Raw genomic sequence first — 21117 nt, forward strand, 5'->3', positions numbered from 1 at the left:
ATCATGCCGGATCCCGGTGGGGGGTTCGCCTCGGCAAGCTATGAAACGGTTATGAGTGGCCGAACCGAAACATAGCGAAATCACAGGCGATCCCAATAGAGACCACTCACCGGACGCACCGATACTTGAGTAGTGACTCGACCCGCCCCGCCCATCCTGACGATTCGGCACGACGGGTCCCAACGATCCTTCGCGGCCGGCCACGAGGTCGTCATCGGCCGCGACACCCAGGCCGACGTGCGCATCGCCGATCCACGGATCTCGCGGGCCCACCTGATCCTGCGTTTCGACCAAGGCCGCTGGCTGGCAATAGACAACGGGTCGCTGAACGGCACCTATCTCAACGGCTACCGGATGCCGGTCATCGACATCCACGACGGCCAGAGCATTCACGTCGGCAATCCGCGGGGACCGCGGCTGACCTTCGCCATCGGACCGCAGCAGGGCTACACCGACCGGCCGGGCAGGTCGCGGCCGAGCCCGGAGGCCGGGCCGCCGACGCTGGCCTGGTCGGCGCTTCCCGAGCAAACGAATCCGGTCAGGAATCCGGGGCGGGGCGAAGCCAACGCGGCGCCGGCGCGGCCGGTGCCGCCCAGGCCGTCGGTGGGGCCGCCGAATTCGCCGCCCCGCCAGCCGGTTTCGCCACCCCGTCAGGTGCCGAACAGGCCAGTGCCCGCGCCCGGCGTCCGCGGTACACCGCTCGACGAGCGCACCGTCGTGCACGCCGCGGCACCCCAGCCGGTCGCGACGCCGCCCGCCGAACTCACCGTGGTCGACGCCAAGACGGCCGACGTGTCGAACCTCGCAACGCGGTTTGTGAAGCTGCTCTCACCGCGCTCGTCGGCCGCCGCGGGCACCCCGGGCGCCATGACGATCGGCCGGGCCCCGGAGAACGACATCGTGGTCTCCGACGTGCTGGCCTCACGCCAGCATGCGACGTTGGTGCAGACGCCGCTCGGCACCGAAATCCGGGACAACAGCATCAACGGAACCTTCGTCAACGGCACCCGGGTCGGGTCGGCGATCCTGTCCGATGACGACGTCGTCACCATCGGCAACGTCGACCTCGTTTTCCGCGACGGCAGCACCCTGACCCCACGCAGCGAGGCCGCGACGCGCACCGGCGGTCTCGAGGTGCGCAACGTCAAGTACGTCGTCGACAACGGCAAACAACTGCTGGACGACATCTCGCTGATCGCGCGCCCCGGCACGCTGACCGCCGTCATCGGCGGATCGGGCGCCGGCAAGAGCACCCTGGCCAGGCTCATCGCCGGCTACACCACCCCCAGCTCCGGCTCGGTTACGTTCGAGGGCCACGACATTCACACCGAGTACGCATCGTTGCGCAGCCGCATCGGCATGGTCCCGCAGGACGACGTGGTGCACCGGCAGCTGACGATCAACCAGGCGCTCGGCTACGCCGCCGAACTGCGCCTACCGCCCGACACCAGCAAATCCGACCGGGCGAAGATCGTCGCTCAGGTCCTCGAAGAGCTCGACCTGACCAAACACGCCGACACCCGGGTGGACAAGCTGTCCGGCGGTCAGCGTAAGCGCGCCTCGGTGGCGCTCGAGTTGCTCACCGGCCCGTCGCTGTTGATCCTCGACGAGCCGACTTCCGGCCTCGACCCGGCGCTCGATCACCAGGTCATGATGATGCTGCGGCAGCTGGCCGACGCCGGTCGGGTGGTGATCGTGGTGACGCACATGCTGTCCTACCTGGAGACCTGCGACCAGCTGCTGTTGGTGGCCCCCGGCGGCAAGACGGCCTATTGCGGCCCGCCGGACCAGATCGGCGAGGCCATGGGAACCACCAACTGGGCGAAGATCTTCACGAAGGTGGGCGCCGACCCCGAAGAGGCCAACCGGCGCTTCGTGGAGCAACGTGACGCCGAGAAGCGGCCGCAGAAACTGTTGCCGGACAAGGCCGATGAGCTTGGGGCCCTGGGCGAACCGGTGCATACCAGTGTGCGGCGCCAGATTTCGACGGTCGCCCGCCGACAGATCCGCCTGGTGGTCGCCGACCGGGCGTACTTCATCTTCCTGGCGCTGTTGCCGTTCATCCTGGGCTCGCTGTCCCTGACCGTTCCCGGCAGCAACGGATTCCATCTGCCCGGCGCGAACGCCGGGACGCCCGACGAAGCGGCGCAGATCCTGGCCCTGCTGATGCCGGCCGCGGCGTTCATGGGCACCGCGCTGACCATCCGCGACCTGGTCGGCGAACGCCCGATCTTCCAGCGGGAGCAAGCGGTCGGGCTGTCGACCACGGCCTATCTGCTCGCGAAGACCGCCGTGTACTGCGGGTTCGCGGTCCTGCAGTCGGCGATCACCACCGCGATCGTGGTGATCGGCAAGAGCGCTCCGACGCGCGGCGGCGTCCTGCTCGGCCATTCGACCATCGGGGCGACGGTCGAACTGTTCGCCACCGTCGCCGCGACCTGTGTGGCCTCGGCGATTCTCGGCCTGGCGATTTCGTCGCTGGTCCGCTCCAGCGAGCAGATCATGCCGCTGTTCGTGGTGACGGTGATGGCCCAACTGGTGCTGTGCGGCGGCATGGTCCCCGTGACCGGCCGGCTCGGGCTGGACCAGCTGTCCTTCGGGATGCCCGCGCGGTGGGGCTACGCCGCGGCGGCGTCGACGGTCGACCTGCGGCACCTGGTGCCCGATTCGCTGCTCTCCCAGGACCGGTTCTGGCAGCACACGTCGAAGGTCTGGCTGCTCGACATGGGCATGCTCGCGGCGTTGTCGCTGTTCTATGCCGGTTTCGTGCGGTGGAGAATCCGGCTTCGACGTTAGAGTTGCATCATCCATCCGCCGAAGCACGAGACGTTCGACCTCATCGCCCGCACCAACACCGATCCCAAGGGAATCGTGCGGGCCGTGGATGACTATGCGGTGCATCCGTGGGGCCTCTACGTGGCCCGGCCCACCCCCGGCCGCGCCCAGTTCCACTACCTCGAGTCGTGGCTGCTGCCGTCGCTCGGCTTGCGCGCCACGGTCTTTCACTTCAACCCGGGCCATGAACGCGACCACGACTATTACCTCGATGTCGGTGAGTACACGCCCGGCCCCGACGTCTGGCGTTCCGAAGATCACTACCTAGACATCGAGGTCCGCACCGGCGACGGCGCTGACCTGACCGACGTCGACGAGTTGCTGGATGCCGTCCGGCACGGCTTGCTGACCCCGGACGACGCCGAGCGGGCGGTGCAGCGCGCCGTGAACGCCGTGGCGGGGTTGGCCCGCAACGGTTATGACCTGTCCCGCTGGCTGGCCGGCCACGGGATGGAACTCACCTGGCGCGAGAGGTAGGGGCGGGCCGTCCAACCGAACCAAGGCCTAACGGCCCTAGCGTGGGCGCGCCGACGGCCCTAATTTCGGCAGTGCCAGCCGACAAACGCCGACGTCCGGCGAACGGATCTGAGGAAGCCGTGGCGTTTTTCCAAGTGATAGCAGTCGATCTCGACGGCACATTGACATTGGACGGCCAGCTGTCACCCCAAACGCTGGACGCCATCTCCGGTGCTCGGCGCAAAGGATTGACCGTCGTCCTGGTCACCGGCCGCATCCGAACTGAACTGCAGGCGGAATTCCCTCACATCGCGGACCACTTCGACGCGCTGGTGCTGGAAAACGGTGCCGTGATGGTGATCAAGGGACGCACGTCGAGGTTGGCCGAGCCGGTGGACAGCAGCCTCGACGACGCGCTCGGCGAACGACGGGTGCCGTCCCGCCGGGGCGAGGTCATGGTCGCCACCGACGGTGAGCATGCCTCGACCGTCGTGGAGGTGATCGGCGAACTGGAACTGGACTGCCAGGTCATCCGGAACCGGTCCGCACTGATGGTGCTGCCGGCGGGTGTCACCAAAGGCACCGGGCTACGCGCGGTCCTGACCGGACTGAACATGTCACCGCACAACACTGTCGCTATCGGCGATGCGGAGAACGACTTGTCGCTATTCGGCATCGCGGAAATCGGCGCCGCGGTGGCCAACGCCATTTCGTCCGTGCGCCGGCGGGCCGATCTCGTGCTTGCCGAACCGGACGGCGCCGGCGTCGGCGAGCTGCTGACCGGGCCGTACATCAGTGGGGCGCAACGCTGGTGCCCGCCGCGACGATGGGTCGACATCGGCACCTTCGACGACCACACCCCCACCCGGGTGCCGGGGAGCCAGGGCCGCATCCTCGTGACCGGCTCTACCGGCTCGGGGAAAAGCTACCTCGTCGGCCTGCTGGCGGAGCGATGGATTTCGGCCGGCTACTGCGTCCTGGTCATCGATCCCGAAGGCGACCACGCGCAACTACGGGAACTCAACGGGGTCGAGGTGATCGATGGCCGCAACCACCTTCCCGAACCCACCGAATTGGTCAACAGCCTCAACCCGCATTCCAGTGTGGTGGTGGACATGTCCGGGATCGCCGAGCCCGCCAAGGCCGAGTACTTGCACCTACTGCGATCAACCGCGGAGGCGCACCGTGAAGAACACGGATTCCCGCACTGGGTGATCTACGACGAGGCACAACTCCTCGGCACCAACGAGGAAGCACGCTGGGCACGACGCGGCGGCTATGTGTTGTCGTCGTTCGCCCCCGCCGCACTCCCCGCCCAGGAGATCGACAACAGCGACGTTGTGCTGACCCTCACCGCCAGTGGCGACGCCCCTGCCCTGACCGCGGTGCGACGGGCCACGGTCAGCTTCGGCGGCGGGCCGCCTCGCGCATTCACCATCGCTGACCGCCAGACCGGCCACGTGCGGCACCGCCACAAATATGCCGATGTCCGGCTTCCGGATGAACGCCGGTTCTACTTCCACACCATCAATGACCGATCCGTCCGGCCGGCCGCGACGATGCATGAATTTCGTTCCGCGATAAGCCATATCGATTACGAGGCGCTGCAGTACCATCTCGAACGCGGGGATTTCTCGCGGTGGCTGGCCTCGACCATTACCGACAGGGACTTGGCAAAGCAGGTCGCAGCCTGGGAGGACCAGGTCCTGGCCCGCCGCGCCGCCGACGTGGAACACATCCGACACGAACTGATCCGCGCGGTGGAAGAACGTTATCTGCTGCACGACGCCGCCGAGGGTCACCAGCCGCCCCCTCAAGGGAGCGGCTAATCCGGCGGGACCGGGAGGCCGGGGCAGACCGCGATGTAGGGGACATCCGGTGAGACCCAGTCGTTCCACTGCCGGTGGCTCATGTTCCCCCGCTGCGCTACACGCCGCACCGGGTTACCGACGGCCTGGCCGCCTACCGTGCGGCCTGTGAGCGCGGCGACGAAGGGGTGATCGCAAAGCTGGCCGAGTCGACCTACGAGGGCGGGCGGTCGAAGAATTGGTTGAAGTTCAAGTGCGTGCGCGACCAGGAATTCGTGGTGGGCGGCTACACCAGCCCCAAGGGCAGTCGGATCGAGCTGGGCGCGCTACTGCTGGGCTATTACGAGGGCCGCGACCTGGTATACGCGGGCAAGGTGGGGACGGGCTTCGACGAGGCCACGCTGCACCGGCTGCACGAGCGGCTGTCGGCGATCACCCGGGAGACGCCGCCCTTCACCCGCGGCCTGGTGCGCGAAGCCGGCGCCCATTGGGCGCGCCCCGAACTGGTGGTGCAGATCGGTTTCACCGAGTGGACCCGTGACGGAAAGCTGCGCCACCCGCGTTACCTCGGTGTCCGCACCGACAAGGACGCCGGCGAAGTGGTACGGGAGACCGGGGACTGACCGCTTGGCCCATGGATAACGTTGACGTAATGTCGGCAACTATGAGCTGCACCGGCCGCAGGCTGCTGCCCATCACCGCGGTGACCATCATCGCCGTTGGCTCCCAACTGAGTCCGGCGACCGCGCGGGCGGACCTGCACAACATCACCTACCGCGCCCGCATCGACGCGCTCACAACCGGCAGTCAGGCCACCTTCATCATCAACGGCGGCCAGACGAACACCACCAACCTTCCGTCCATGCCCGGCAACGCATTCGAGGCCAACACGGTGCTGCCCGACCCGCAGCAGGCCGGCATGCGGATAGTGCTTCGTTTCCCGTATTCGGCGAACGTGCACTGCGAGATCGACGTCGACGACAACGTTTTCACCCAGGCCGACCAAATGGTCAAACCGGCGCCCGGAAATGCCGACCCCAACAACGGCGCGCTGCAGTGCGGCGCACCCCTGCCCGGCTGATCCGGGCTAGGGCCGCCAGCCCGTCGAATCTGCCCACTCCCAGGCGCGCCGGTAGGCGTCGAGAAACCACGGCTCCTTGGCGTCGACGTAGCACGCGGTGTCGCCGCCGGCCTGAGCTTCGGCCGACTGCTTGACGGACAGGTAGTCGGCCCGCGCCTCGGGGCTGGCCGACAGCCAGGCGACGAACAGCAGCGCGAACTGCTGGTTGGGCCAGCCATCGACGCGGATATGCACGTTGGTCGGGCGACCCGGGTCGGCCGAGGCGTGAATCCGCTTGTCCCACAGCGCCGCATCGTCACTGTGGTTGTAGCGTTCGACGGCGCTGCGCGCATCGGGCTTTGCGACGTCGGAGGTGATGCGCTCGATGCGGGGGTAGCCGGCGGCCAGCAGGGGCTCGACGAGTTCGTCGGCGGCCGCCAAGGATTCGACGGTGATCTGCACGTCGATCACGTCCTTGGCGGGAAAGTCCGGCACGGCGGTCGAACCGATGTGGTCCACGCGAATCGCCCGGTGACCGCAGGCGGTCTGCAACCGGTTGACGATCCGCCGCGCCTGATCCGGCCAGGTCGGGTCGGGCGGCACCAACCGCGCCGGCGCCCGGGCGACCTGATGCTGAGTCAGGTTGTGCGCGAAGGGCAGTATCCGGTGGTCCCACACGTCATGGGCCCGCTGCACCAACTCCTCCGGGCTGCCGGAGTTGTCCACCCAGATGTCGGCGACGGCACGGCGCTGCTCGTCGCTGGCCTGCGCGGCGATCCGGGCGCGGGCGTCGGATTCGGGCATGCCGCGCTGATCGACCAGCCGTCGCAGCCGCACCTCGACGTCTGCGTACACGATGACGACGAGCGGGAACAGCGGCGCCATCCCCGACTCCACGAGCAGCGGGATGTCCTCGACGACAACCGAATCCTCGGACACCGAGGCGATGATCTCGGCGCGGCGCTTGCCGACCAGCGGGTGGACGATGCCGTTAAGCCGTTGACGCGCCTCGTCGTCCCGGAAGGCCTTGGCGGCCAAAGCGGGACGATCCAGCGATCCGTCGGGAAGCAGTATGTCGTCACCGAACGCCTCCACCAGCGCCGCCAATCCCTCGGTGCCCGGCTGGACCACCTCGCGCGCGATGACATCACCGTCGACGATGACCGCACCGCATTTCGCGAAGGTGGCCGACAGCGCCGACTTGCCGGCGCCGATGCCACCGGTCAACCCGATACGCAGCATGGCGTGAGAGCGATCAGAAGCAGGTCACGCGTTGCCGGCGAGCTTCTCCCGCAGGGCAGCCAATTGGGCGTCGCTGGCCAGCGACCCGCCGGCCGCCTTCTCCTGCGGCGCGCCGTTGCCCGGCGACTGCTCGGCGTGCCCGGCCGCCTCGGCCGCGGCGAACTTCTCCATCTGCGCGGTGTGCATCTTGTGCCGGCGCTCGGCCTCGGCGTAGCGGGCCTCCCACTCGGTGCGCTGCTTGTCGAATCCCTCGAGCCATTCGTTGGTCTCGGCGTCGAAGCCTTCGGGGAAGATGTAGTTGCCCTGCTCGTCGTAGCTGTCGGCCATGCCGTACTTCGCCGGGTCGAACTCGTCGGTGTAGTCCTCGTTGGCTTGCTTGAGCGACAACGAGATCCGGCGGCGCTCCAGGTCGATGTCGATGACCTTGACCATGGCGTCGTCGCCGACGGCCACCACCTGGTCGGGCACCTCGACGTGGCGCTCGGCCAGCTCGGAGATGTGCACCAGGCCCTCGATGCCCTCCTCGACGCGGACGAACGCACCGAACGGCACCAGCTTGGTGACCTTGCCGGGCACGATCTGGCCGATGGCGTGCGTGCGGGCGAAGTGGCGCCACGGGTCTTCCTGGGTTGCCTTGAGCGACAACGAAACCCGCTCGCGGTCCATGTCGACGTCGAGCACCTCGACGGTGACCTCGTCGCCGACCTGGACCACCTCGGACGGGTGGTCGATGTGCTTCCAGGACAACTCGGAGACGTGCACCAGGCCGTCCACACCACCAAGGTCGACGAAAGCGCCGAAGTTGACGATGGATGAGACGACACCCTTGCGAATGGCGCCCTTCTGCAGCTGGTTGAGGAACTCGCTGCGCACCTCGGACTGGGTCTGCTCCAGCCAGGCCCGCCGCGACAGCACGACGTTGTTGCGGTTCTTGTCCAGCTCGATGATCTTGGCCTCGATCTCCTTGCCGATGTACGGCTGCAGATCGCGGACCCGACGCATCTCGACCAGCGACGCGGGCAGGAAGCCACGCAGGCCGATGTCGAGGATCAGGCCACCCTTGACCACCTCGATGACGGTGCCCTTGACGGCCTCGTCCTTCTCCTTGAGCGCCTCGATGGTGCCCCAGGCGCGCTCGTACTGCGCGCGCTTCTTGGACAGGATCAGGCGGCCCTCTTTGTCCTCCTTGGTGAGAACAAGGGCTTCGACCTCATCACCGACGGAAACGACCTCGCTGGGGTCGACATCGTGCTTGATGGAGAGCTCGCGGGCGGGGATGACGCCCTCGGTCTTGTAGCCGATGTCGAGGAGCACCTCGTCCCGGTCCACTTTGACGATCGTCCCCTCGACGATGTCGCCATCGTTGAAGTACTTGATCGTTTTGTCTATTGCGGCAAGAAAGTCCTCGCTGGAACCAATGTCGTTGACGGCTACTTGGGGCGAGGTGACGGTGGGACTCGGCATGTGGTGGGTTGCTCCGGACAGGTTGGGTCGTAGGGACAAAACTGGGATTTATCTGTTGAGGTTACTCGACTGCGTACACGCTGGCCAAACCCGGGCGGCGCGCCACTTGCGCGACACCGGGCATTTGCCCACGGCGAAAGTGACGGCAGCGCGAATTTCGCGCCAATTTTCTCTCCGCCAGATCATCCTCGGCGGCTAATGCCCCCGTCAATGCGCTGCCGCGTCCCATGAGCGGCCGTACCCCACCGAAACCTCCAGCGGGACATCGAGCGGATAGGCGCCGCCCATCTTCTCGCGGGCCAGCGCCTCGAGCTGGTCCCGCTCTCCCGGAGCGATTTCGAACAGGAGTTCGTCATGCACCTGCAGCAGCATCCGGGACTTCAGTCCGGCTTCGTTGACCGCCTTGTCGACCTCGATCATCGCGACCTTGATGATGTCGGCGGCGCTGCCCTGGATGGGCGCGTTGAGCGCCGCCCGCTCGGCCGCCTCCCGCACCTGGCGGTTGCTGCTGTCCAGCTCGGGAAGGTAGCGGCGGCGGCCCAGCACCGTCGAGGTGTAGCCGTCCTTGCGGGCCTGCTCCACGATGTTCATCAGGTAGTCGCGCACCCCGCCGAACCGGGCGAAGTAGGCGTCCATCTGTTCCTTCGCCTCTTCGGTGGAGATCTTGAGCTGCTGCGACAGGCCGTAGGCGCTCAACCCGTAGGCCAGCCCGTACGACATCGCCTTGACCCGGCGGCGCAGCTCGGCGGTGACCTCCTCGATCGGCACGCCGAATGCCCGGGACGCGACGAACGAGTGCAGGTCCTCCCCCGTGTTGAACGCCTCGATCAGACCCTCATCCCGGGACAGGTGCGCCATGATCCGCATCTCGATCTGGCTGTAGTCGGCGGTCATCAACTCGCTGTAGCCCTCGCCGACCACGAAGGCGTCGCGGATCCGCCGGCCGGCCTCGGTGCGGATCGGAATGTTCTGCAGGTTCGGCTCGGTCGACGACAGCCGGCCCGTCGCCGCGATGGTCTGGTTGAACGTGGTGTGGATACGCCCGTCCGAGCCCACCGCATTCAGCAAGCCGTCGACGGTCACCTTGAGACGGGTGGCGTCGCGGTGGGTCAGCAGGTGTTGCAGGAACGGATGACCCGTCTTGTCGAACAGTGACTGCAGGGCGTCGGCGTCGGTGGTGTAGCCGGTCTTGGTGCGCTTGGTCTTCGGCATCTCCAGCTCGTCGAAGAGCACCGTCTGCAGCTGTTTCGGCGAGCCCAGGTTGATCTGCTTGCCGATCACCGCGTAGGCCGCTTCGGCCGCGTCGCGGATCTGGTGGGCGAAATCGCTCTGCAGCTCGCCGAGCAAATCCAAATCGACTGCGATACCGGTGTGTTCCATCCCCGCCAGCACCCGCTGCACCGGCAGCTCCATGCCGCCAAGCAGCGACGTGGAGTTGATGCGGGCGAGCTCCTCGTCGAGCGCGTCGGCCAGATCCAGCACGGCCACGGCCCGCAGGATCAGCGTCTGCACCGCCTGGTCGTCCGTTCCATCGGAATCGTCGAGCAGCGAAAGCTGTTGCTGCTCGGGGGTTTCCGCGCGCAGCTCCCTGCGCAGGTAGCGCAGCGACAGGTCCTCGAGGGAGAAGCTGCGCTGCCCCGGCCGCACCAGGTAGGCGGCCAGCGCGGTGTCGGAGGTGACCCCGGCCAGCGTCCAGCCCCGGCCGGCGAGGTCGTGCATCGCCAGCTTGGCCTCGTGCAGCGCCTTGGGCGGACCCGGGTCGGCCAGCCAGGACGCCAGCGCCGCCTCGTCGTCGGGCTCCAGCATCGAGGTGTCGATGTAGCGGCCCTCACCGTCGGCGGAGACGATGGCCACTGCGGTGGCGTCGGCGTCGTAGGCCAAATGCGTGCCGACGACGGCCAGGCCGAACCGCTTGCCCGAGCTGTGCTCCGCCAGCCACACCGCCAACTCGCCGGGCTGCAGCGCGCCACCGCGGACGTCGAAGCCGGCGTCGACCTCGGGCTCTGCCGCCACCAGGGTGTCGAACAACCGGTCGCGCAACACCCGGAACTCCAGGTCGTCGAAGAGCCGGTGGATGTGGTCGCGGTCCCAGGGCTGCATGCGCAGCGTGTCCGGGGTCTGTGCCAGCGGCACGTCCTTGACGAGATCGGTCAGCTCGCGGTTGCGGATCACGCTGGCCAGGTTGGCCCGCAGCGCGTCGCCGACCTTGCCGCGCACCGAGTCGACGTTGTCCACCAGGCCTTGCAGCGAGCCGTATTCGGCGATCCACTTGGACGCGGTCTTCTCCCCGACGCCGGGGATGCCGGGCAGGTTGTCGCTGGGATCGCCACGCAGGGCGGCGAAGTCGGGGTATTGCGTGGGGGTCAACCCATACTTTTCGACGACGGCCTCGGGCGTGAACCGGGTGAGTTCGCTTACGCCCTTGCGCGGGTAGAGCACCGTGACGTCGTCGCTGACCAACTGCAGGGAATCCCGGTCCCCGGTGACCACCAGCACGCGGTAGCCCTGGTTTTCGGCCTGGGTGGCCAGCGTCGCGATGAGGTCGTCGGCTTCGAAGCCCTGCTCGGCGAGCACCGTGATGCCCAGCGCGTTCAGCACTTCCTTGGTGATGTCGATCTGGCCGTGAAACTCGTCCGGCGTCGCCGAGCGGTTGGCCTTGTACTCGGGGTACCGCTCGGAGCGGAAGGTCTGCCGGGACACGTCGAACGCCGCGGCGACGTGCGTCGGGGCCTCGTCGCGCAACAGGTTGATCAGCATGGCGGTGAAGCCGTACACCGCGTTGGTGGTCAGGCCGCCGCGGGTCTTGAAGTTCTCGGCCGGCAGCGCGTAGAACGCGCGGAAGGCCAGCGAATTGCCGTCCAGCAGCATCAGCGTCGGCTTGGTCTGCTCCTCGCTGGCGATACTCACGGCTCACACTCTAGGCATCCGGTACGACGAGGCACGCGCCCCAACCACCCGGACCAGAACTGCAACACGTTTCAGTTTTGTATTGGGCCTGGGTAGTCTGGCCGAGTGCCAGAGGTCACCAGCCAAGAACCCGCGATCGACGGATGGTTCGCCACCGACGACACCGGAAGCGCCCACTTGATCGGCAGTAAGTGCCCCGAGTGCGGCACTTATGTCTTTCCGCCGCGCGAGAACAACTGCCCCAACCCGGGCTGCGCCAGCGACACACTAGAGCCCGTCGCGTTGTCGACCCGGGGAACGCTGTGGAGCTACACCGAAAACCGGTATCCGCCGCCGCCGCCCTACCCGGCCCCGGATCCCTTCGAGCCGTTCGCCATCGCCGCGGTCGAGCTGGCCGACGAGGGAATCATCGTGCTGGGCAAGGTGGTCGAGGGGACCCTGGCCGCCGACTTGAAGGTCGGCATGGAGATGGAGCTGACCACCATGCCGCTGTTCACCGACGACGACGGCGTGGAGCGCCTCGTCTATGCGTGGAGGATCGCCTGATGCCCGAACCGCTGTACATTCTCGGCGCCGGAATGCACCCCTGGGGCAAGTGGGGCCGCGACTTCACCGAATATGGGGTCGTCGCCGCACGCGCCGCGCTGGCCGAGGCGGGCCTGGACTGGACACAGATCCAGTTGGTCGCCGGCGCGGACACCATCCGCAACGGCTACCCGGGCTTCATCGCCGGGTCGACGTTCGCCCAGAAGCTGGGTTGGAACGGCGTCCCGGTCAGCTCGAGCTACGCCGCGTGTGCGAGCGGTTCCCAGGCGCTGCAGAGCGCGCGGGCCCAAATCCTGGCCGGTTTTTGCGACGTCGCGCTGGTGATCGGCGCTGACACCACCCCGAAGGGCGCGTTCGCTCCCGTCGGCGGAGAACGCAAGAACGACCCGGACTGGCAGCGGTTCCACCTGATCGGCGCGATGAACCCGGTCTACTTCGCGCTGCTGGCGCGTCGCCGGATGGACCTCTACGGCGCGACGGCCGAGGACTTCGCGCAGGTGAAGGTGAAGAACTCGCGCCACGGCCTGCAGAACCCAAATGCCCGCTACCGCAAGGAAGCTTCGGCCGACGACGTGTTCGCCAGCCCGGTGGTGGCCGACCCGTTGCGACAGCTCGACATCTGCGCCACCTCCGACGGTGCGGCGGCCCTGATCGTCGCCAGCGCCGAGTTCGCCCGCAAGCACCTCGGCTCGCTCGACGGCGTTCCGTCGGTGCGCGCGGTCAGCACGGTCACCCCCCGCTATCCGCAGCACCTGCCCGAATTACCGGACATCGCAACGGATTCCACCGCCGCGGTGCCCGCACCGGACCGGGTGTTCAAGGATCAGATCCTGGATGCGGCCTACGCCGAGGCGGGCATCGGGCCCGAGGATGTCAGCCTGGCCGAGGTCTACGACCTGTCGACCGCGCTGGAGCTCGACTGGTACGAGCACCTCGGGCTGTGCCCCAAGGGCGAGGCCGAGGCGCTGCTGCGCAGCGGCGCGACCACCATCGGCGGCAAGGTCCCGGTCAACCCGTCGGGCGGTCTGGCCTGCTTCGGGGAGGCGATCCCCGCCCAGGCCATCGCGCAGGTCTGCGAGCTGACCTGGCAGCTGCGCGGTCAGGCGACCGGCCGGCAGGTGGAGAACGCCACCGTCGGCGTCACCGCCAACCAGGGCCTGTTCGGACACGGCTCGTCGGTGATCGTGGCGCGCTGAACGACGCGCCGGGCTACTCGTCGGGGGTGTCGAGGGTTTCCAGGACGACTTCGGCGACCCGCTTCATCGTGGTGCGCCGGTCCATGGCGGCGCGCTGAATCCACTTGAACGCCTCGGGCTCGGTCATGCCCTGCTTGGTCTGCAACAGGCCCTTGGCGCGTTCGACGAGCTTGCGGGTCTCCAGCCGTTCGGACAACGTCGCCACTTCGCGTTCCAGCTCGGTGATCTCGCTGAAGCGGCTGACCGCCAATTCGATCGCCGGAATCAGGTCGCTGATCGTGAAGGGCTTCACCAGGTAGGCCATCGCCCCGGCATCGCGGGCGCGCTCGACCAAGTCGCGCTGGCTGAACGCGGTCAGCACCACGATCGGTGCGATGCGCTTGCTGGCGATCTCGGACGCCGCGTCGATCCCGTCGCGGCGAGGCATCTTCACGTCCATGATCACGAGGTCGGGCTGATGTCGTTCGGCCAACTCGACGGCCTCCTGACCGTCGCCGGCCTCCCCGACGATGTCGTAACCCTCCTCCCGCAGCATCTCGGCGAGGTCCATTCGGATCAGCGCTTCGTCTTCCGCGATCAGGACCCGGCGCGGCACAGCGGCGTCGGTGGTGTCGGTCGTGGGGCCTGTCATGACGGACATTCTCTCGTGAACGTCCGAGGCCAGCGACCTCGGGGCGGTGAGAAGGGTGTCTACGCCGAATCCTCTATGGTGGGAGGCTGCCTCTAAGGTAGGAGGCCGAGTAAGCCCTCGTATCCCAACTGGCAGAGGAAACGGACTCAAAACCCGTCCAGTGTGGGTTCGAATCCCACCGAGGGCACCAAGAAACGCCAGTTCAGAAGCATTTCTAGCGATACCGCGGGGCGGCTATACCCCCGATTCGTACGCGTTTCGTACGCACTTACCCCCGAGCATCCTCCACAACCGGCCATAACGGCCGTTAGGCGGCGGCCCTCCGAGCCGCCCTATCGAGGCTCCGGGCCACCCTGGTCAAATCGTCTGACAGAAGGTGCCCGTAGAGGTCCAGGGTCATGACGGCCGAAGCGTGCCCAAGAAGCGTCTGCACGGCCTTCACGTTGGCCCCGGCTGAGATGGCTAGCGACGCACACGTGTGCCGTAGCTCGTGCGGCACAAGGCCACCCAGGGCTATATCCGACGCCGCGCTATCGAATACCCAGCGGTATTCCCCGATGGTCAGGTGACCACCCTTGCGGGACGGAAACACCAGCGCGTCAGGATCGTCGGGTAGCTCCCCCTTTAGCCGCTCCCATACAAACGCCGGCACAGGCACCTCGCGACCCCGATGCGTCTTGGTGTCGCCTTCAACCTGTCCTTGCCCGGTTACGCTGGTTACCGACGTCCGCACAGTGATAGTCCGATTCCCGATGTCCCTACGTCGCAGTGCGATGGCTTCCCCGATGCGCAATCCGCAATAGCCCAGTACCAACGTCAGCGCTTCGAAGCGATCGGCCTTGGCGGCAAGCTGCTGTAGCTGCTTATGCGTCAGATAGCGGCGGGGCGCGGACTGCTTGACAGGTAGGTCAATGTCCGTTGCGACGTTCTTCACTAGGCGCTCGGTGCGGATGGCGTACCGCAGCACCGCGCTGATTACCTGATGGGCCTGCCGCACACGCGAGGCCGAAAGGCCCGTGCCGCCCTTGCGTGTACCGCCCGTGGTGGACAGGTCGGTTATCCACTGCTGTAGCTCCCCATGCTTCATGTCTTTCAGCGGGACGCTGCGCCACCTACCCAGGATCACGGTGTCCAGCAGGGACTCGTATCCGGCCACAGTCTTGGGACTCCGTGACGTCTTTTTGGACGCCAACCACTCGGCCGCCACGGTGCCGAAGCTTTCACCTGAGCGCTCCGGTGATATCCACGTTCCTTTAGTCAGGTCCGCGGTCTGCGCTGATAGCCAGTCCTCCGCGGGTTGCTTCGTGGCAAAGCGCTTCGTGCGTTCCTTGCCGTCTGTGTCGATATACCAGGCCCGCCAGCGCGAGCCCTCACCGCGCGGGCGCCTGGGCGATGAGTCCGGTTCTGCCAGCTTGGTAGGACTGCCATCGGGGCGGTACCACATATCAGCGATGCCATGCTTACCGGGCGTTTGCGCTGCCATGCGTCGCATCGTACGCGCGTACGGTCCATCTCAGTTTGCGCAGACACTTCCCCGATACCTCAAGTTGCTGAGACTGGACAAGCCTGTTTTTGGTGGCAGTATCTTCGGCATCCGCTGTTGGCACGTAACGACAGTGAGAGCGACGCACCCTCAGACGAATGTGGAAACGATGGCACGATCAGTGAAAATCAAAGGCGCAAGCGAATATACGGGTATTCCCCTCCCGACGCTGCGCTGGTACCGAGCAACCAATCAGGGACCGAAGAGTTACGTAGTCGGGGGGCGCGTGGTCTACGACATCGCGGACCTGGACGCGTGGCTGGATGAGCAGAAAGCGCAGACGCTGCGCGGCGGCGCGGCATGAAACCGCTATTGTCAGCCACCGCAGGCACACTGGGGTCATGAGCATCAACACCGCAGGCAAAGTCTGCACCCTCGATGATTCCACCGTTGACTCCATCGTTGTGGGCGCGGACGGAGTGAACGTCCAAGTAGACCTCGACCTCTGGGATGGAGGTCAGGCGCGACTGGTGCTTGCCTACCGCCTGGCGCGACAGCTGGCGCAAGAGGTCGGACGAGAGTCGGTCGCGATCGAGCGGTCGCAGTTCCCCGATACCGGCAGAGAAGCATAAGGTTCATTGTCGGCCGTCGGGGATAAGTGCAGTTCAAAGGGCATTTTGAGTAGCTAAGGTGCACTATGTAGGCATAATAGGTATAGAGGGGTACTGCATCTTTTTTAAGATGGAAGGTAGGTCGGCGAGGCCAACCTCATAGTGAACATCATCGTCTACTATCCCCACTCCGAGGTCCTTACTGGGCCGCAATGAGATGCACTTTCCGCATCAAAAACGAACGAAAGACACGCGAACGAAAAAGACGAGACATCCGCGCCGGGATCTTCCCGCACCCGGTCACCAGATCAACGCCAACGGGGAAGTGTTCCACAACCGGCGCAAAGTAGAACCCGAGCATCTGCTCTTAGCGACGCGCGACCCGGAGAGCGTCAGAATGTTACGCCCGGTAGTTGTCATCGGAAACTACTGCGGAACCGTGCAGCCCATCTACAACACTGTCTATCGGCGCATGCGCATCGACTGGATCGAGTACGGCCTCAGCGCGGGCGAGCTGCGAGCACGCGGCCTGACGCGCTACACGTACGGCGATCCGCAATGGCACCAAGTAGTCGAGAGCCCCATGTTCCTGGCGGACGAGCTCGTATTGACCGCATTCGTCGGTCCCGCTCCGCCCCTGCACTACGCCGAGCACATCGACGGCGATCAAGGCAACTGCTGCCTGGACAATCTCCGCTGGACCTTCAGCGCGGAATGGGAAGAGTCGATACGACTTCGCCGCCGCAGCATAGAGGAGCGCGAGTCCGCATTACTGAACCCGCGGCAGGGACACTGCCGAGCGTCATAAAAAGTAGAAGGCTTAGAAATTGAAGAATAAAGAAACTGAATTACCGGTTATGCGCGTAGAGCACTTCAAAGTGTTGGTGTCGACAGATCCGGGAATGGAAAGCGTGCTTGGGCTATTGGCCCAGACGAAAACTCAAGAAGTCTTAATACCCCTCACTTACAAGGCGGCTAAAGAAATGTCGGATCTTGTCGCAAGGGTTCTGATTCTTGAGGCTCCGGAAATGTATTTCCCTGCCGATGTCGCCACTAAGCTGAAGGATGGCGAACTTACGCTTGAACAAGTGAAAAAGCTGATCTAAATGGACTCGATAATCGTCACCGACCGCTACCGCACCCCCATCACGGCCGAGAAGCGGGACCGGGGCGGGGTGGTCCTACGCGGGCCGCGCTCATGGATAGCATTAAGCGCAGTCGAATTTGAGCGCCTGGTTGAATTCGTCCGCTCCTGCGGCATGGCCGCTTCGACCGGCAGCGGTGGTCGGCGCCTTGGCCGCATAGAGCGCTTCCCGGCCCCCATAGCGCCGCAGAGTGATGAATTCCCGCCGGCCAATGAACTAGGCCTTATCGCGGACGAATGACCGCAGCGCGGCCTCTGTGGCGCGACTTTAAGCAAGAGCCAGTAGACGGCTACAGCGAGTGGTTTCCTGACTTCGCCGAGTTCGCCGCGTGCTTCGACACTTCCGGCCCGCCCGGCATCACGCAGGAGTGGCGCGAATGGCACGGTTACCAAACGGCCTGCCTGCTTTACCGCGACAATGACGGACTCCTGGCCGGTGTGCACCTGTACTACGCGGCGACGAAAGTAGGCGAAGCGCCAGAACACTACTTTCCTGGCCACACGGAAACAATCGTGCGGCCGGATCAGCGGGGAAAGGGGGTTGGGACGGCATTGCTACTCGAAAGTGTGCGCCGCTTCCATACAGACTTGGACGTGCAGTATTACACCAGGGGTGGGTACGCAATAGCGCGACGCGTGCGGGCTATCTTGAACCGCCATCCGTCATGGCGCGCGTATAACACGCTCAAAGCGCAAACGTGGGGGATGGTCCGCCTATGCGGGGGGCAATGCCAGGCGCCAATGCCACCCTCCGCAATGTCACAGGCAATGCGTCCGGCAATGCATGGACCCGCACGACCATCCCCGCCGACGCCCCCGGGCTGCTGCCCGTGAGGGCAAGCACCAAGGGTGTCCCCCGAATGGCTGCCCGGTTGCCGATGTGCCCGCGCTCCCGTTACGCACCGAGCTGGCGGCATCATGGACCGAAGCCCTACAACGGATGGTGCACTGTTCACACGAGCGCGCCCGACCACCCCGAGCCAATCGAGGGGGATCAAGGACGTTAGCAAACGGATTGGTGACCGGTCATCCCACAAGATTGACTGAACCGCAAAAGATCTCCGCCAATGGGGGGTGGAGGTGGGCAAACACCCCTGGGCCGCGCGCCTCTCTGCGACCGTTCCGTGCCGTTTTTTAGCGGTCACCGCCGCGGCATTGATTTTTGGAACACTCTTGCGCCACAACGACTTTCGGCACTTCGATTCGCTCGAATTCTGTTGTCGCGTAACGCATTTCGTACATAGCAAAGAGGATAGGTCATTACCGAGACAGACTTCAAGCCGCCCCGGCCATTGAGCATCGCCGCACGTCAACTGTGGGATCGGCACGCCGACCGCATCCATGCGGAAGGCCGCTGGCAGCAAATCGACCATGACACCCTTTGCCTCTACTGCGAAACTGTCGAACTCTATCTTCGGTTCAAAAAAGACATTGACGACTACGGCACCCTCGTACAAGGCCGGCTCAAGCATGAGAAGGTGCGCAACCCCAGTCTAATGGGGTTATCGCAGGCCAGGGCGGATCTCATTCGCCTAGCGAAGGCAGTCCCGTTGGTTCACCCGAAGCCCGATATGGACGGGATAGAGGTAGACGCTTTTCTTGAGGAGATGATGGCATGAGGCAGTCGATTAGAAACCGTGCCGCCGCTATCCGCCAATACCTAAACAACCAGGACGACCTATCCGTCACCGCCGCTGACGCCTACCGCTACTCGATCACAGCCGCGCAGTGGGAGGCCATGAGGCTACTGATCGACAAGGGCAACGGCACGGCAGCCGATGACAGGCGATTTGCCGAGCTGGGCCACGTCCTGAGAAAACTCAGCGCACAGATCGGCTTGGTTAATGAACTGCCCACCGACTTCCTCCCCCGCGACCCGAGTCGACTCATTGACAAGAGCTGGCAGGAAGCGGCCGAGGGGTGGTAACGGAACGAGAGCCCCGCCGCTGTGGCTGGATCACCGTCAGCACGGGGGTAGACGACCCGCAAGTCGACGACTTCGTCCACATCACCGCCGCTGGCGGCCCTGAGCGCCCCGCAGACGAGGCAGAGTCGCCTCCCGAGACAGATACCGCCGCCAGGCCCCGCCCGGGCCGCAGGCGCGAAATAAAAGACTTGGTGTGATCACACCAGAACGAGCTGAGTTTTTTGCCGCTTGTTTCGATAACCCGCATCTCTATGCCGCTTATCGCAATAACCCGCTATTACGAACGATGCTTATGAGTGTCCGCGAGGGCACGACCACCCGATGCGCTTTGCCGCTTTACCCTCCAAGGTAAACCCGCGATAAAAGGGCGTGTCCGCTGGTTAGAAGTGCTGCATTGCAGCGCCGTAAAACTAACCACGAAAGAAACACAAAATTGAATAAAGCACAGCACGAGCTTCGCCAAAAGGCGAACAACGAGCTAGGCATTTGGGTCGCCAACAAGGTTGCCGACCTAAAAACCAAAGGATACTCATCCGATGACGCATACGAGAAGTATCGCCACAAGGCCGAAGAATGGCAGACGGAACAGGATGAGCTTGACCGCGCCAAAAAGGGCTTTGTCGCCGATGAGGTGTTCTCCAAGAAAATCGGAGGTCACAATCCGGCTAATATGGCAAGTGTTGGAAAACAGCCGAATGTCGGTGTGGAAAGCGCGAAAAGTGGCGTTACCCCCAGCCCGCTCACTTTCAGTGAGGTAGACTATAAGGGCCTGTTCGACGCCGTAAAGCACAAGCAGCCGTTCCGGCTAGAAGTTGGCACTAAAGCGCCTTTTGGCGAAGGTAGTTTCAGCAGCGGCACGCTACCGCCCATTCTGCTCCCGCAGAACACGCTGGAATTGCCGTATGAGCCAGACCGGCTACTCGATCATTTCATCCAACAGGCCGCCCCGATCGGCCCTGGCGTCGAATGGGTTGCCCATACCGGGAACACTAACCCAGCCGCCGTCGTTAATGAGCTAGGCGCCAAGCCCGATCTCGGAATGCAGCTCACAACGCACACGGCAAGCTGGGCTAAGATCGCCGCAACTGCGACCATATCCATGGAGATCGCTCAAGACTTCGACGTATTTATGAAATTCGTTCCCTCCGAGCTGTTTAGAGCTATTGTAGACGAAGAGACCAATTTCTTTACGAATGACGTTACCTATGGCCTTTTGAACGCTTCCGGCGTTCTGACTCGTGCGGTCGGCGCCGATACGAATATTGACGCTATCGCTAAGGCAGCGAACGATATCCGCGTCGGGTCGGCATATGGCGAGGCTGATCTCGTGGCAATGCATCCGACTAGCTGGGATGCGGTGAAGCTGTCGAAGTCGACCACCGGCCAGTATCTCCTTAGTCCGGATGACCCGGCGAATATAAACAGCATCAAACGCGTGTTCAACATGGACGTTGTCACCAACACGAAAATTCCAGCTGGTACCGCAATTGTTATTGACCGTAAAAAGGCTGTCATTAGGTGGACCCGCATGGGATACACGCTTGAGACAAATGCCTACGGCACTGACGCATCGGGCACGAACCTGTGGACACAGAACGCCATTTCGTTCCGAGGTGAGATTCGCGAACAGATCGGGGTTCAATACCCGACAGCAATCAATATCCTTACCGGCCTTCCGACGTCCTAAAGGAGAGTTTGAATTGTATACAGATTCTCTCGGTAACCGCATCGACGTTTACAGCCTGGGCATTGCTCCGGTGGTTTCTCTGAGCGCTAAATCCGCGACCACGTCGACACCGACCGTATT

At 64.6% G+C, this 21117-nt stretch carries 18 protein-coding genes, 1 tRNA gene and 1 pseudogene; 15 read left to right on the forward strand and 5 right to left on the reverse strand.

The window, feature by feature from the left end:
- Positions 1-132: 132 nt before the first annotated feature.
- The 5 genes and pseudogenes from A5781_RS18425 to A5781_RS18445 all read left to right on the forward strand — a co-directional run bounded on the left by A5781_RS18425 (position 133) and on the right by A5781_RS18445 (position 6180).
- A complete protein-coding gene (locus A5781_RS18425; RefSeq protein WP_197503908.1) occupies positions 133-2796 on the forward strand; it encodes an FHA domain-containing protein in 2664 nt (887 codons plus the stop codon).
- Between the two features lie 75 nt (positions 2797-2871).
- A complete protein-coding gene (locus tag A5781_RS18430) occupies positions 2872-3312 on the forward strand; it encodes a DUF402 domain-containing protein (protein ID WP_067209526.1) in 441 nt (146 codons plus the stop codon).
- Between the two features lie 119 nt (positions 3313-3431).
- The gene (locus A5781_RS18435; protein ID WP_067209528.1) at positions 3432-5120 is read left to right on the forward strand and encodes an HAD hydrolase family protein; all 1689 of its coding nucleotides are present in this window, start codon (positions 3432-3434) and stop codon (positions 5118-5120) included.
- Between the two features lie 89 nt (positions 5121-5209).
- A pseudogene (locus A5781_RS18440) lies at positions 5210-5722 on the forward strand (ATP-dependent DNA ligase); the annotation flags it as partial.
- Positions 5723-5763: 41 nt separating this feature from the next.
- A complete protein-coding gene (locus A5781_RS18445; protein WP_067209531.1) occupies positions 5764-6180 on the forward strand; it encodes a hypothetical protein in 417 nt (138 codons plus the stop codon).
- Positions 6181-6186: 6 nt separating this feature from the next.
- Here A5781_RS18445 and coaE read toward each other — a convergent pair whose 3' ends face one another.
- From coaE to polA, 3 genes are all read right to left on the reverse strand, one after another.
- Positions 6187-7401, reverse strand: a complete 1215-nt coding sequence (gene coaE, locus A5781_RS18450) for a dephospho-CoA kinase (protein WP_067209534.1) — start codon at positions 7399-7401, stop codon at positions 6187-6189.
- A 24-nt stretch (positions 7402-7425) separates the two neighbouring features.
- Positions 7426-8865 carry a 30S ribosomal protein S1 gene (gene rpsA, locus A5781_RS18455; RefSeq protein WP_067209537.1) on the reverse strand — a complete coding sequence of 480 codons (1440 nt, stop codon included), beginning with the start codon at positions 8863-8865 and terminating at the stop codon, positions 7426-7428.
- Positions 8866-9072: 207 nt separating this feature from the next.
- Entirely contained in the window at positions 9073-11733 is a 2661-nt protein-coding gene (polA, locus tag A5781_RS18460; RefSeq protein WP_156624810.1) for a DNA polymerase I, read from the reverse strand.
- 144 nt (positions 11734-11877) lie between these two features.
- On the opposite strand from polA, the gene A5781_RS18465 reads away from it, so the two are divergent.
- Positions 11878-12318, forward strand: coding sequence for a Zn-ribbon domain-containing OB-fold protein (locus tag A5781_RS18465; RefSeq protein WP_067209542.1), 441 nt, complete (start codon positions 11878-11880; stop codon positions 12316-12318).
- Positions 12318-13514 (forward strand): lipid-transfer protein, encoded by a 1197-nt coding sequence (locus A5781_RS18470; protein ID WP_067209657.1) that lies wholly within the window; start codon positions 12318-12320, stop codon positions 13512-13514. The genes A5781_RS18465 and A5781_RS18470 overlap by 1 nt, the downstream gene beginning before the upstream one ends.
- A 13-nt stretch (positions 13515-13527) precedes the next feature.
- On the opposite strand, the gene A5781_RS18475 is transcribed toward A5781_RS18470, so the two are convergent.
- Positions 13528-14145, reverse strand: a complete 618-nt coding sequence (locus A5781_RS18475; protein ID WP_197503909.1) for an ANTAR domain-containing response regulator — start codon at positions 14143-14145, stop codon at positions 13528-13530.
- Between the two features lie 113 nt (positions 14146-14258).
- Here A5781_RS18475 and A5781_RS18480 point away from each other — a divergent pair.
- Positions 14259-14335 (forward strand) — tRNA-Leu (locus A5781_RS18480).
- Between the two features lie 117 nt (positions 14336-14452).
- Here A5781_RS18480 and A5781_RS18485 read toward each other — a convergent pair.
- The gene (locus tag A5781_RS18485) at positions 14453-15628 is read right to left on the reverse strand and encodes a site-specific integrase (protein WP_082939419.1); all 1176 of its coding nucleotides are present in this window, start codon (positions 15626-15628) and stop codon (positions 14453-14455) included.
- A 169-nt stretch (positions 15629-15797) separates the two neighbouring features.
- On the opposite strand from A5781_RS18485, the gene A5781_RS18490 reads away from it, so the two are divergent.
- From A5781_RS18490 to A5781_RS18525, 7 genes are all read left to right on the forward strand, one after another.
- On the forward strand, positions 15798-15992 hold the full coding sequence (locus A5781_RS18490; protein ID WP_067209663.1) for an AlpA family transcriptional regulator: 195 nt from the start codon (positions 15798-15800) through the stop codon (positions 15990-15992).
- 37 nt (positions 15993-16029) lie between these two features.
- Complete coding sequence (locus A5781_RS18495) at positions 16030-16260, forward strand: hypothetical protein (RefSeq protein WP_067209549.1); 231 nt, start codon at positions 16030-16032, stop codon at positions 16258-16260.
- 196 nt (positions 16261-16456) lie between these two features.
- On the forward strand, positions 16457-17047 hold the full coding sequence (locus A5781_RS18500; protein ID WP_156624798.1) for an HNH endonuclease: 591 nt from the start codon (positions 16457-16459) through the stop codon (positions 17045-17047).
- 19 nt (positions 17048-17066) lie between these two features.
- Positions 17067-17345 (forward strand): hypothetical protein, encoded by a 279-nt coding sequence (locus A5781_RS18505; RefSeq protein ID WP_156624802.1) that lies wholly within the window; start codon positions 17067-17069, stop codon positions 17343-17345.
- 1330 nt (positions 17346-18675) lie between these two features.
- A complete protein-coding gene (locus A5781_RS18515) occupies positions 18676-19002 on the forward strand; it encodes a P27 family phage terminase small subunit (protein WP_231990753.1) in 327 nt (108 codons plus the stop codon).
- Positions 18999-19310: a hypothetical protein gene (locus A5781_RS18520; protein WP_067209566.1), complete on the forward strand. Its 312-nt coding sequence runs from the start codon at positions 18999-19001 to the stop codon at positions 19308-19310. Before A5781_RS18515 ends, A5781_RS18520 begins: the two co-directional genes overlap by 4 nt.
- Positions 19311-19743: 433 nt before the next feature.
- The gene (locus A5781_RS18525; RefSeq protein WP_082939420.1) at positions 19744-20997 is read left to right on the forward strand and encodes a phage major capsid protein; all 1254 of its coding nucleotides are present in this window, start codon (positions 19744-19746) and stop codon (positions 20995-20997) included.
- Positions 20998-21117: the final 120 nt, after the last annotated feature.

Origin of the sequence: Mycobacterium sp. 852002-30065_SCH5024008, from assembly GCF_001665645.1 — a bacterium.
GTDB lineage: Bacteria > Actinomycetota > Actinomycetes > Mycobacteriales > Mycobacteriaceae > Mycobacterium > Mycobacterium paraffinicum.

Excerpts from the sequence above, each read along its gene's own strand:
- A5781_RS18520 (WP_067209566.1), top strand. The coding sequence starts at position 18,999 with ATGAGGCAGTCGATTAGAAACCGTGCCGCCGCTATCCGCCAATACCTA.
- rpsA (WP_067209537.1), bottom strand. The coding sequence starts at position 8,865 with ATGCCGAGTCCCACCGTCACCTCGCCCCAAGTAGCCGTCAACGACATT.
- A5781_RS18500 (WP_156624798.1), top strand. The coding sequence starts at position 16,457 with ATGCACTTTCCGCATCAAAAACGAACGAAAGACACGCGAACGAAAAAG.
- polA (WP_156624810.1), bottom strand. The coding sequence starts at position 11,733 with ATGCTGCTGGACGGCAATTCGCTGGCCTTCCGCGCGTTCTACGCGCTG.
- A5781_RS18485 (WP_082939419.1), bottom strand. The coding sequence starts at position 15,628 with ATGGCAGCGCAAACGCCCGGTAAGCATGGCATCGCTGATATGTGGTAC.
- A5781_RS18475 (WP_197503909.1), bottom strand. The coding sequence starts at position 14,145 with ATGACAGGCCCCACGACCGACACCACCGACGCCGCTGTGCCGCGCCGG.
- coaE (WP_067209534.1), bottom strand. The coding sequence starts at position 7,401 with ATGCTGCGTATCGGGTTGACCGGTGGCATCGGCGCCGGCAAGTCGGCG.
- A5781_RS18495 (WP_067209549.1), top strand. The coding sequence starts at position 16,030 with ATGAGCATCAACACCGCAGGCAAAGTCTGCACCCTCGATGATTCCACC.
- A5781_RS18445 (WP_067209531.1), top strand. The coding sequence starts at position 5,764 with ATGAGCTGCACCGGCCGCAGGCTGCTGCCCATCACCGCGGTGACCATC.
- A5781_RS18490 (WP_067209663.1), top strand. The coding sequence starts at position 15,798 with ATGGCACGATCAGTGAAAATCAAAGGCGCAAGCGAATATACGGGTATT.
- A5781_RS18470 (WP_067209657.1), top strand. The coding sequence starts at position 12,318 with ATGCCCGAACCGCTGTACATTCTCGGCGCCGGAATGCACCCCTGGGGC.